General features: G+C 49.8%; 9 protein-coding genes. 1 reads left to right on the top strand and 8 read right to left on the bottom strand.

Annotated elements, in window-relative coordinates:
* Positions 1–246: 246 nt before the first annotated feature.
* A complete protein-coding gene (locus GKN89_RS09180; RefSeq protein ID WP_154746837.1) occupies positions 247–1,287 on the top strand; it encodes an acyltransferase in 1,041 nt (346 codons plus the stop codon).
* 100 nt (positions 1,288–1,387) lie between these two features.
* Here GKN89_RS09180 and GKN89_RS09175 read toward each other — a convergent pair whose 3' ends face one another.
* The 8 genes from GKN89_RS09175 to cpsG form a co-directional block, all read right to left on the bottom strand.
* Complete coding sequence (locus tag GKN89_RS09175; RefSeq protein WP_154746836.1) at positions 1,388–4,972, bottom strand: glycosyltransferase; 3,585 nt, start codon at positions 4,970–4,972, stop codon at positions 1,388–1,390.
* On the bottom strand, positions 4,972–6,297 hold the full coding sequence (locus tag GKN89_RS09170) for an ABC transporter ATP-binding protein (RefSeq protein ID WP_154746835.1): 1,326 nt from the start codon (positions 6,295–6,297) through the stop codon (positions 4,972–4,974). The genes GKN89_RS09175 and GKN89_RS09170 overlap by 1 nt, the downstream gene beginning before the upstream one ends.
* Positions 6,287–7,120, bottom strand: coding sequence for an ABC transporter permease (locus tag GKN89_RS09165; protein WP_154746834.1), 834 nt, complete (start codon positions 7,118–7,120; stop codon positions 6,287–6,289). The genes GKN89_RS09170 and GKN89_RS09165 overlap by 11 nt, the downstream gene beginning before the upstream one ends.
* A 122-nt stretch (positions 7,121–7,242) precedes the next feature.
* The gene (locus GKN89_RS09160) at positions 7,243–8,091 is read right to left on the bottom strand and encodes a glycosyltransferase (RefSeq protein WP_154746833.1); all 849 of its coding nucleotides are present in this window, start codon (positions 8,089–8,091) and stop codon (positions 7,243–7,245) included.
* 170 nt (positions 8,092–8,261) lie between these two features.
* Entirely contained in the window at positions 8,262–9,128 is an 867-nt protein-coding gene (gene rfbD, locus GKN89_RS09155) for a dTDP-4-dehydrorhamnose reductase (RefSeq protein ID WP_154746832.1), read from the bottom strand.
* On the bottom strand, positions 9,128–9,661 hold the full coding sequence (gene rfbC / locus GKN89_RS09150; RefSeq protein ID WP_154746831.1) for a dTDP-4-dehydrorhamnose 3,5-epimerase: 534 nt from the start codon (positions 9,659–9,661) through the stop codon (positions 9,128–9,130). Before rfbC ends, rfbD begins: the two co-directional genes overlap by 1 nt.
* 415 nt (positions 9,662–10,076) lie before the next feature.
* A complete protein-coding gene (gene galE / locus GKN89_RS09145; RefSeq protein WP_154746830.1) occupies positions 10,077–11,093 on the bottom strand; it encodes a UDP-glucose 4-epimerase GalE in 1,017 nt (338 codons plus the stop codon).
* A gap of 145 nt (positions 11,094–11,238) precedes the next feature.
* On the bottom strand, positions 11,239–12,612 hold the full coding sequence (gene cpsG, locus GKN89_RS09140) for a phosphomannomutase CpsG (protein ID WP_154746829.1): 1,374 nt from the start codon (positions 12,610–12,612) through the stop codon (positions 11,239–11,241).
* Positions 12,613–12,625 lie beyond the last annotated feature (13 nt).

Genomic DNA, 12,625 nt, shown 5'->3' with positions numbered 1-12,625 from the left:
TGAGGATGACCCTGCCGGCAACGTCGGCCAGCAGGTTTTGTGATGTGGCACACATGTTAACTCAGGATTGAGCCGGGTGGGTAGTGATTGGTGCGATAGGTCACATCACAGCACAAATTCATAGCACGCGAGTTCACATTTTGTTACACACACTGACAAAAAGGGAAGTCAATGAGGGGAAAAACTTTAAACTTGAAGTGAGATGAACTAAAATCCAGCAACCCATTTTTTGTGTAAAAAAAGAAAATGAAGCCTCTCTATTCTCATCAAAAAAACTGTTTTGATGTTATTCGTATTTTTGCAGCATTCCTTGTCCTTTATTCGCATCATTTTGCTTTGAGTGGCAAAGCCGAGCCCTCTTTTCTGGGCTTTGAAAGCTTTGGCGGATTAGCCGTTGTCATATTCTTTGGCGTTTCCGGGTATCTGATCGCTCAGTCAGGGATGAGAAGCGGGAGCTTTGTCTCGTTTATGGAAAAGAGAATAAAGCGAATATTCCCAGCACTTGTCGTATGCAGCCTCGTTTTATACGTCGCCTTAGGCTTAGCATTACAACCTGAAAGTGTCTTCACTAAAAGATCGTTGATTGCAGCGATTAACCTGGTCGCCTTGCGCGGTGCTGACCCAATCACTATGGCCCAGCATTACATTTATCCTAACGCGATAAATGGCAGTCTCTGGACGCTGCCATTAGAGTTCGCTTGTTATCTTATTCTTGCCGTCGCTTTTTGCTTCGCAAAAAATATCAAGCCAATACTCGTCGTCCTGCTCTCCATGGTGGCGCTAACTATTTATTTCCTGTCAAATCCAACGACACTTGGTTTTTATTCAATTTCGCTGCAACTATTTACACCACGTGCCGTCGCCTTCTTCTGCGGTGCATTAATGGCATTAACAGAAAGCAGTTGGAATAATAGAAACGCCAAGAAATCCCTCTTCATTTCAGGTATCGTTTTACTTTATGTACTGAAAGGGAGTTATGAGTTGCGGGTTTTAGGCTACCTCATTATCCCTACATTGGTCATTATCATTGGTGTCTCGCTGACGGACAAACTTATCTATGGTCGGTTTGACTACTCTTATGGCGTATATATTTATGCGTTCCCCGTGCAGCAAATCGTTATAAACCATACATCGTTAGGTTTTTACAGCAGCATGTTGTTCAGCGCTTTAATGACCCTGCTCCTCGGCGCTTTATCCTGGCACCTAGTGGAAAGACGCTTCCTGCGCAAGAAAGCGATACCGTCGGCCACATCTGCTATTAATACGGATGAACTGGCCATTAAGTAGTGCCAGTCGCGCCGTTGAAGCGTCCTCTCGCTCTCTTTGCTATAAAAAAACCGGCGCTATAGCGCCGGTTTTTTATGCAAGAGACTTACTCTCTGTCTCGTTAGCCGATGATCTCATGGATCGCTCTGCGCGACAGAATTCGCTTCACATAACGCTGCAAACGGTAAGGCACTAATTTTACGCCCCAGGCCAACGCCGGGTGCTTGCTTAGCCGCCACAGAATGGCCAGTAATTTCTCCTTACGGCCTTGCGGTGCGGCTGGTGTTACGGCAACAACTTCTACATAAGCAGAGGCGTAAACAGATGCCAGCAGGGCTTTATAATCGATACGCCCCAACTCGCTTTCCCGCAACCAATCAGTCTGCAGATAACCGTCCCGATAGAAGTCCCCTACGCGTTCTGCGTGAGAAAGATCCAGCACTGCCGACGCATCAGCAGCCGCAAAGAAAGCTTGCGGATCGGTACGCAAAGAACGCCAGAGCTCGCACATTTTCTTGGCGGAAGTATCCCATGCTATCACCCGGCTATCACGACGGCCGACAACACGCTCGCCGAAAGCGCCAATGTTCGGAACGACAACGGGAATACCATATTCGAGCGCGATACTGAGCGTATAGCTATAAGTTTCAGGCCATTGAGCCGGGTACCAAATGACGTCCGGCTTGATCTCATCCAGTTTCTGCTGCAGATCGCGGCTTGAATAAGCGCCATGGCCTTTGACGGCATCGCACAAGGGACGGAAAGCGTAGCCTAATAGATGAAACTCGATATCTTCGTGTTTCAAGTCATTAGCGACTTCATCCAGCATCAATGCGCCTTTTTCACGGCTGATCGCACCCAACACAAGCACCTTCAGCTTCTGCCCCGCCTGGTAGGTGGACTTAACTTCAGGATAAGGAACGGCAACTTCGTAATCCGGATGCCAGGCAATCACACTCTTTTGTGCGCAACTCGGAAAATCGCGCATAAAGCGGACTTGCGTATCGGCAGAAGGGAAAATAACTCGCTCGGCGTTTTCGATCCATGGCAGCAGTTTAGCCCGCCATTGTTCCGCTGACATCCCCCCCGGAATCGGGTAGTGTTCACTGCAAAGTTTATCGCGGATAGCGATAACATCACCGGCAAAGATGCCGTTTTTATCGGTCAACGTCGGGTTCGCGTTCACGAAATAATAGTCGTGAATCGTAATGTCATAGGTGCATGACAAGCTATTTTTCAACTCGCCAATTTTATCGGCAACGCCGATCATATGATGGAAATGAATGTGCCCAACGCCAATAAAGCGCAGCAAGTTAACCAGCGTGTCATAACCATGAGCGACATCAATAATGAACTTCTCGCGGTACACTGCCTCGTTCGTATTTAACGACAACGCAACGCTGCGCCCTTCCTCTTCCGGAGTTAACAGCAGGAAATGCGCCTTATCTTTATAAAACTTGACCAACTCATGTAAATGTTGGGTAACTCCCCCGCCCATCTTATGAGAGACCAGCAAGACTTTGCTGACGTCTTTCTTGGCCAAAATACGCAGCAGCATCTGTTGACGCGCTTTTTTTGCCGGATCGTGTGCAATGAAGTCCATCACATCTTTCGTGTAGTTCGGATGGAGTTCGTTCAACAGCTCCAGCGCTCGCATTTTGCGCGGGTTCTGTTCACCGGCAAAGCTAACGCCGCCTTTGTGGTAGACAAAGACGTTGAGCTGATGGAAGTTAGGCCATCCGGCTTTTGCCGCACGCTGACACCAGTCGTTTTCCTCGCCGTAACCACGGCCAAAGGTTTCGACGTCGAAATACCCCACTTCATTCAAACAATCCCGACGGATATACATGCAGAAGCCTACACCGGTCGGCACTTCCACCAGGTTGTTTTCTCTACCATAAGTCGAGAACTGATCGTCCAGTTGCTGTACGTTCATTCCCATAAAGAGTTCATTGTCTTCACAGAAATTAGGGAAGCTGCAAATGGTCGCATTGTTTGAGAATGGAGTAATACTACCGACTCGGCTACGTGAATAAGCCGCTTCGCGAATACGCTCCAGCCAATCATTAGCGACTTCAACATCGCTGTTGAGTAACAAGACATCCCGCTTTGGATTGAGCTTCATGCCACGGTTCACCGTTGCTACAAAACCCAGGTTTTGCTCGTTTTCAAGTAGTTTGAAACGCGCCGTCTCGGCCCGATCCCGTAGCCACTGAGTCAGTTCAGGCTCCGGGGAAGCATCGTTGATAACCACCAGCTGAGCCCAGTGCGGCAAAGTCGCCAGGGCGGACTCAATACATTCCTGAGTCTCTTCCAACCCACCATAAACAGGGACTACGACGTCGACGATGATCTCTTCGGATTGCTCACTGACCGTAGCCTCCAACTCACCGACTTTTTCTTCCAGAACGCCGATCTCAGCCTGTTTGGCTGCCAATGCCGAGTTCAAATCTTCAATTGTATTCATTAAGGTACAAACAGTCCTTTCAACACTTCCATCTTCGATAATGGAAGAGGCCTTTTTTTCCATTTCCGCATCACGCATGCCATCACCACGGGTAATATAATAATTGACGTGTTTCGTTATTATTTCCGCTTCATCAGGAGAGGAAAGCCGGAAACGAATATAGTTGATATCAAACAATAATTCAAAAGGCACCAAATAGGAGAACAGGTAGAAGGCAAGGCGCTTTACCTTCTCTGTCTGATTGGCGACATTACAGAACGCGTATGAACAATCACCCAACACGGTCACGGGGACGTCCAACAACATCGCCTCCAGACCCACACTTGAGTTAATCGTCAGAATATGTTTGCAACGATGGATAAAGCCGATGCTGTTTGCCGAATGGTCGATAACATCGTGTCCTGCCTGCAAGGTGAAGCGACTGCCAGGGTGGCTACGAACCAGGCGTCTCCCAGGGAAAGTGAACTCGGCATAGTCCAGCAATGACTGATTATTGAAAGAGTTGCTGAACGCGATGATATTGGAATCATTTTCAACCTGCAGCGCAATACCGACATCAAACTTGTCTTCCGCTCGGTCTTCATCATCTTGAAGCACACTTGGCATCGCCGGGGGCGAATCTGCAAAAAACTCGCGGAGTTGCGCCACTTGAGCGTTCATATTGAAACGGTAATCGCTACTCAAGTAGCGTCTTTCCGCCTCCGTATTGCCGTTTACCCCGCTAAAGTCAAAATAAGCGGTCGACAAATACTCTGGCGAACGCAATGGCCCTAACTCAAGGTTGACGACTTTAATATTTCTTCTTTTCGCTGCCGCATTTAAGGAGGGGCAATTACACCATGTCAATACGCACTCGATGTGGCTTTCCTGGCTTAGCGCAGCAAACAGGACCGCCTCAAGCTCAGGAATCACTTCAGTGATGAACTTCTTAAAGAGCGCATCGGGGTTGTTAAAGCATTTTTCCATGTAGTGACTGAAAAAAGACTCATCAATCACACTGACCTTATGTTTATCACTCAGCAGGTTCAGGTCTGGCAATTGGAAGCCCAGACGCTTTTGCGAGTCGTCCTCAAGCTCCCAACGATTCTCACTTTCCCATTGCTCAAGAGAACACAGGTAATCGTTGCCCATCATGAAATAAACGGGCTCTTTCATCGAGCTCAAAACGCGATAGAAAAACCACAAATAGGGCGCTTTGACGCCTCTAAAGGGGTAAGCCGGCAAGAAAACGCTGATCATTATGACACCCCGTCGGCAACGATTTGGATTGGAGCATGGATCACTCCGCCGAGCTCTCGTGAGGACCAGTACTTAATTTTCCCGATCGGCCTACGCTGATCGAGCTCTTCCCTCTCGCCATTATTAAAACAAGCCAGACCGCAGTGGATCAGATAATCGCCGGCGTTGATTGGCAACTTGACTTTGTATTTCAACGTTTGTACACCCGGTTGCAGTGTCAGAGGGTGCCCGGCGCCGATATTGTTATCCCCCCAAATGTCCCCCCCCTGAGCACGAGAAATCGAGATCCCCAAAACAACATCACTGATCGTCTCTGAAGCCGCCAGAGTAAAGTTAAAGTACAACTCTTCACCTGATTTGACTAAAGGCTTGTCAGCCAGCGGCGTGCCATCGCCTTTGATGACCGAGAACGACTCGATAATCGCCCGTGCGCTACCAAAGCGTTTTTCATCCACTTCTGTATTGACCGACGCTTGTTGCAGTGCGCGGAGATCTTCAATTCCATACCTGGCGGAAGAATCAACAGAGGAAGAGACAACTGGCTCCTGTTTTTTTTCGGAAAGCAGCATGCCCTTTTCATAGGCCAACACCGCAGCCAGAACGTCCGTCGTATCGCCGATCAATTGGCCATCGCTCATAACCAGACAGCGATCGGCATATTCCAGAATGCTGCCTGTTGAATGAGTCACCATAATAATGGTAGTGCCCTGCTTTTTCAGCGCCTCCATCCTTTTAAAGCATTTATACTGGAAGCCGATGTCCCCTACCGCCAGCGCTTCATCGACGATCAAAATCTCCGGATCAATACAGGCTTGCACTGCAAACGCTAACCGCACATACATCCCGCTGGAGTAGGTTTTTACCGGCTGATCGATAAACTCGCCAATATCCGCGAAATCGAGAATGCTTTGAAACTTGCAGTCGATCTCAGCCTTGCTTAATCCCAAGACGCTACCGTTAAGGTAGACATTGTCTCGCCCGGTAAACTCAGGATTAAACCCCGCCCCCAGCTCCAGCAAGGCAGCGATTCGACCGTTGACGCTAATGTCACCGGTCGTCGGTGTCAGCGTACCGCATATCATCTGAAGCAGCGTGGACTTGCCCGCCCCATTTCTGCCGATAATGCCGACGGTCTCGCCGCGGTTTATCGTGAAGGACACATCTCTGAGGGCCCAAAACTCACGGAAATACGTACGGCTCTCTTTCCTCGCTACGCGCTGCAGTTTAGGGGCGAAGAACTGCTTCAGACGGTCGCGCGGACGAGAGTAGATTTGGTAGCACTTGCTTAAATTGCTAACCTGAATCGCAACATCGTTAGAGGACATCTGCAAACCCCTTTCTGGTTTTCTGGAAGAAGGCATAACCCAGCCAAGCTACTAACATCGCGGCCAGCGTGTAAACTGCCAGCCCGTTCCAGTTAGGCATCTGACCCCAGATCAAAATATTACGCGCCTGCTCGATAATGAATGTTAGAGGATTGAGCATAATCCAAATCCGATACTTCTCCGGCAACGCAGTGATTGGGAAGAAGACCGGGGACAAAAACATCATTACGGTGGTAATGATCACCGTAGTTTGGCCGACATCGCGGATAAAGACCCCAAGGGAGGCCAGGATCCATCCCAAACCGAGGCAAAAAATAACCAACGGCAAGAAAACCAGCGGGGTAAATACCAACGTCCAGTGCAAATAGCCGTTGAACAGGAAAAAGGCACAGAGCAAAACCAGCAGGCTGATCAAGGTGTGGAACAGGGCAGCGCACAGGCTGATCACCGGCAGGGTTTCCAAAGGAAACACCACTTTCTTCACGTAGTTGGTATTTCCTAAAATGATCTGCGGCGCACGGTTCACCACTTCAGCAAAAAAGCCATGCACAATCATGCCGACAAAGAGGATCACGGCAAACTGAGTGCGGCTTTCGTCCCCGCCGACGGACCAGCGAGCTTTAAAGACGACTGAAAAGACGAAAGTATAGACAACGAGCATAAACAAAGGGTTTAAAAATGACCAGGCTAGCCCCATCGCAGAACCTTTGTAGCGACCAATCACTTCGCGTTTGGTCATCTGCAGAATCAGCTGCTTGTAACCCCATATGTTACGCACCAAGGAGAGTGGCGATATTGGTTGATTTTTATGCGGATTGTTCATTCCCCTACCCCCGGTGTGATCACGACAGCATGCGTCACCGCCATAAACTCATTAAAAATATTCATAATCAATACCTTAATACTTTTGACATACCGTCTTTACACTTCTTCTCGCGGCGTATGCTACCGCTTGCGACCGTTTTCTTTCATAGGAATGCTCTTTAAGCATTGCTGGTTATACTGCCGGCGCTGACGATCAAAAAACCATCCCCACTTGCAAAAGTAGGCGACAGCAGAGCGCACATGATGACCCAGCAACACCAGATTTTTATAGGACCCTTTGCCAAAGACATGCGTGATCAGCGCCCCCGAAAAGTAGATGATATCGCTGTGCGATAAAGCCCTGCGACAGAGATCGACATCTTCCATGTACATGAAAAAGCGTTCGTCAAACCCTTCCAGCTTTTTCAACAACGGGGACGCAATCAACATGAAGCACCCCGACACGGTCGGCACGGCAAACGTTGAATCATAATCCGCAGCCTGCAGCTCATAAGCCGCATCCATCTTAGCGCCTAAACGGGGAATAAAGCGGCGCAACAGCAAATTCGCCGGCGTCGGCAGCAATCGGCAACTGTATTGAAAACGGCCGTCGCTATAATGTATCCGTGGAGAGACAAACTGATGTTTCCCTTCGCTGGCGAACTGATACAAACTCGCCAATGCCCCCATCTCAAAACTGATATCCGGGTTACAGATCAAAAAATACTCACAGGAGTCCAGGTAGCGGCTCATTGCCAGGTTATGTCCGTGGCCAAATCCGCCATTTCCCTCAGCAGAGATGTAGCTGATACGGTCATTATCCAAAGCATCGGCCCAATCGGCACCGCCGTTATTGACCAAAACAATCTTATCAACGCAGCGCTCGGCCAAAAGAGACGTCAAAGTGCACGCCACCTGCTCATAGCTGTGGTTGAATAAAACGATAGATGCAACGATCTGAAATTGAGATTTTTCTTGGTCTACAGCCATGCTGTATCTAGTTCCTAAACCCGTAATTTACCGCAGTCACAAAGTCATGCCATTAGGGTGGTTGAAAGACTGAACGTCAGGCCCATAAGCGATGATAACGTTTCATCACCATGCAAAAACGTCAAAGGGGATAGCATTATCCCCTTTAATCTTATCCATTTGAAGGATCATCACTGAGATAATATCTTCTGGAGCACACTTTTAAGTTGCTGTTCCCATGGGCTAGGCTTCAGATCCAGCGCACAAATCTTGCTGGTGCTCAGAATCGAATAAGCAGGCCTGGATGCAGGCGTTGGATATTCATGGGTTGCGATAGGTTTGACACTCACCTTATGCGGATAACATGCTGATCTCTCCGCCTCCCGGAAGATAGCGCAAGCAAAATCGAACCATGAAACCGCATTATCGCCGCAGTAATGATAGATACCGTAAGGTAATCGAGGATGGGACAGCATAGCGATAGCCGTCGCTGCAATGTCTCCCGCATAGGTAGGGCAACCGAACTGGTCGCTCACCACACCCAATTCCCCTCTCTGTGCACCGACTCGCAGCATGGTTTTCACGAAGTTGTTGCCGTACTCGCTGAAAACCCAGGCCGTTCTGATCACGACGGTTTTGGGGTTTGCCAGCAAAGCCGCACGCTCACCTTCGAGTTTCGTTTGCCCGTAAACGCTCTTGGGTGAACATGGCGTCTCTTCACAATACGGTTTCGATGAAGTACCGTCAAAGACGTAATCGGTCGAGATATGTATGAAAGGAATGTCTAACTTTGCCGCTGCCGCAGCCAGGAATCCTGGGCCGAGCGCATTGATCGCCCTAGCCTTTTCAGGCTCCGATTCCGCTTTATCCACCGCAGTATAAGCTGCAGCATTGATAATGGCATCCGGCGCTAGCTGTTCAACCGCTGCCGAAACGGCGGCGGAGTCCGCGATATCCAATTGCTGGCTGTCCATCGCCATCAGGGTCCAATTGGCAGGGAAACGATCGATAATACAGCGTCCCAACTGCCCCGCAGCACCAGTCAAAAGTACACGCATTAAAAAAGCTCTCTAAACAGTTTTCCCTGCAGATCCTTTGGCGACAACAGCGGCTCGCTGATTGGCCATTCGACACCTACTTCCGGATCGTTCCACAGCAGGCAACCTTCATTACTTGGATCATAGTAATCAGTGCATTTATATTCAAAATCAGCCGAGTCCGAAACTACGACAAAACCATGGGCGAGACCAGGCGGTACCCAAAGCTGGTTTTTGTTCTCTTCAGACAAGTAGACGCCAACCCATTTTTTGAACGTCGGAGAATCAGAACGAATATCGACGACCACATCGTAGACCTCGCCGCGAACTACCCTCACCAACTTACCTTGCGGTTTTGCCGTTTGAAAATGCAATCCCCGCAAGACGCCACGTGCTGAACGGGAGTGGTTATCCTGTACGAATTCCGCATCAATGCCGAGCAACTCCTGGTATCGACTTTTTTGGAACGTTTCCAAGAAAAAACCACGCTGGTCGCCAAACACTTTGGGTTCGATCAGCTTTACACCTTCAACCTGCGTCTCTATCACTTTCATTAGAAATTTACTCACAAAAAACGTTACCAGAGACCTCGAATTATGCTTATAAACACGCGTCGCCACCGAGTTTACACTTCACGTTTGAGGTCTTTTTGAACGAACCTTAAACAAACTCGCGTGCATATGACAGAAATAATATAGGGTCCGCGAAGGTCTGAGAGACTAGCACAATTTGCCAAAACATCCGACACCGTAACGTAAAAAAATACGCTGAATCTGTGTGGATCTTGTTCAAAGATTAAATTTAACTCAATGGTTTTAAAATGAAATATAGGAAATTTAGCAGGAAGTCTTGCCGTGTTTTCTAAGTGGCTGGTTACAATTTATCAAGTATTACTTACTGATTGCCCAATGGACGTTTAGACCGCCGCCCTTTATCCTTTCTGACAAAGGGCGGGGCTCAATTGCAGGATCAGTGCTGGAAACCCTTAGGATTCTTCTTCTGCCAGTTCCAGGTGTCGCGCATCATGTCATCGATACTGCGGCGAACCTTCCACCCCAATTCCTGATAGGCCAGATCGGCGTTCGCCCAAAACGCAGGCAGATCGCCTTCACGGCGCGGCAAGATTTGATAGGGGATCGTTACGCCTGACGCTTTCTCAAACGCCTGAACCATCGCCAGTACCGAGTGCCCTACGCCAGCCCCCAGGTTATAGGCCTTGAAACCGTTGATCTTCGCCAGATGATCCATCGCTTTAAGATGCCCTTCAGCCAGATCCATGACATGAATGTAGTCACGCTCACCCGTGCCGTCTTTCGTCGGGTAATCGCCACCGAAAATCCCCAGTTTATCCAGCTTACCGATCGCCACCTGTGAGATGTAAGGCAGCAGGTTATTGGGAATGCCGTTCGGATCTTCGCCTATCAGACCGGACTCATGCGCCCCTACCGGATTGAAATAACGCAACGCGATAATCGAAAACTCCGATTCAGCCTTGGCGAAATCCTGCAGGATCTGCTCCACCATCAGCTTAGACGTGCCATAAGGACTGGTCGTGCCGCCGATCGGCGTGGTCTCTACATAAGGCACCGGCGAATTGGCGCCATACACGGTGGCGGAGGAACTGAAGATAAAATCATGTACGCCGGCACGGCGCATGGCATCCAACAGCACCAGCGTGCCGGTGACGTTATTTTGATAATACTCGAGCGGTTTGCGCGTTGACTCTCCGACAGCCTTGAGGCCGGCGAAGTGGATCACGGCAGTGATCTCATGCGCACCAAAGATGCGATGCAGGCATTCGGCATCCTGAACATCTCCCTGATAGAACACCGCTGCTTTCCCCGCTAGTTTCTCCACCCGCTGCAATGACTCCGCAGATGCGTTGGACAAATTATCCAACACCACAACGTCTTCGCCACGTTCCAACAGAGATAAAACGGTGTGGGATCCGATGTAACCGGCACCACCGGTAACTAGAATTGTCATATCAACCCCTTATACTTCGGTAACACCCTTGGTTAGACAGAAACACCCCCATTGATAATGGATGCATCATACAACCTTCTGAGCGCACCATGAAGAGAGAGCGGCAAAAGCCGCCCTCATCCTAGACTCTTCAATATGCTAAGCGTTAAATCTTTGCAGCAAGCAGCGAAAGAATTTCGTCGGTTTTCTCTTTCATCAGCGCAATATCGGCACGCGACTCGACATTAAGACGCACCACCGGCTCCGTATTGGAGGAACGCAGATTGAAACGCCAGTCTGCGAATGCCATGCTGATGCCATCGGTGTAGTCCACCTCGCCAGCCTGCGACAAATAGTGTTGTTTGACGCTTTCAATGGACACTACCGGCTGGGCCAATTTGATATTGATCTCACCGGAGGACGGGTAAGCAGCAATGCGGTCCTGTACCAACTGCCCCAGAGTTTGTCCCTTCACGCTGACCAACTCAGCGACCAGCAACCACGGAATCATGCCGCTGTCACAATAAGCAAAATCACGGAAATAGTGGTGAGCGCTCATCTCTCCGCCATAAATGGCGTCTTCCGCACGCATGCGTTCCTTAATGAAAGCATGGCCGGTTTTTGACATCACAGGCACGCCCCCGGCCTCGGTGACCACATCGATGGTGTTCCAGCTCAGACGCGGATCGTGGATGATCTTCGCCCCTGGCTGCTTCTGTAGGAAGGCTTCCGCCAGCAGGCCGACGATGTAATAGCCCTCGATGAAATCGCCTTTTTCATCGAACAGGAAGCAGCGATCGAAATCACCGTCGAACGCAATGCCCATATCAGCGCCATGCTCACGCACCGCATCCGCGGTATCCGCGCGACATTCAGGCAGCAACGGATTGGGAATGCCGTTAGGGAAAGTGCCGTCCGGCTGGTGATGCACCTTGATGAACTCCAGCGGGATGCCCTGCGCCTTCAGTGTTGCTTCAATGGCATCGATCACATGCCCCGCCGCCCCGTTGCCCGAGTTGATCACCAACTTTAACGGTTTGAAGTTTTTTACATCGACATAGGAGAGAATATGTTCAACGTAAGCCCCCAGCACATCCTGGCGGGCATAGCTGCCGCGCGTTGCTGCCGGCGCATCAAATTGGTTGTTCTCCGCCAGTTCTTGAATAGCCCGTAATCCGGTATCGCCGCTAATCGGGCGAGAGCCCTCACGCACCAGTTTCATGCCATTGTAATCGATCGGGTTATGGCTGGCGGTCACCTCCACGCCACCATCCGCTTTCAAATAAGTCGTAGCGAAATAGATTTCTTCGGTACCGGTTAAGCCGATGTCGATCACGTCGGTGCCCGCATCCTGCAAGCCTCTCGCCAACGCCAGCTTCAAACTTTCGCTGGTTAACCGCACGTCGCTGCCCAATACGATGGTTTTAGGCTGCAAAAACTCACCGTAGGCGCGCCCAATACGGTACGCGATGTCCTCGTTCAGCTCTTCGCCCAATTTCCCCCGGATGTCGTACGCCTTAAAACACGTCAACTTTTGCATTGCCAAACCCTTT

It is taken from the genome of Serratia sp. YC16 (assembly GCF_009707615.1).
GTDB classification, from domain to species: Bacteria; Pseudomonadota; Gammaproteobacteria; order Enterobacterales; family Enterobacteriaceae; genus Serratia; species Serratia surfactantfaciens.
The sequence above is the reverse complement of the archived record's forward strand: the minus strand, read 5'-3'. Positions and strand labels throughout refer to the sequence as shown.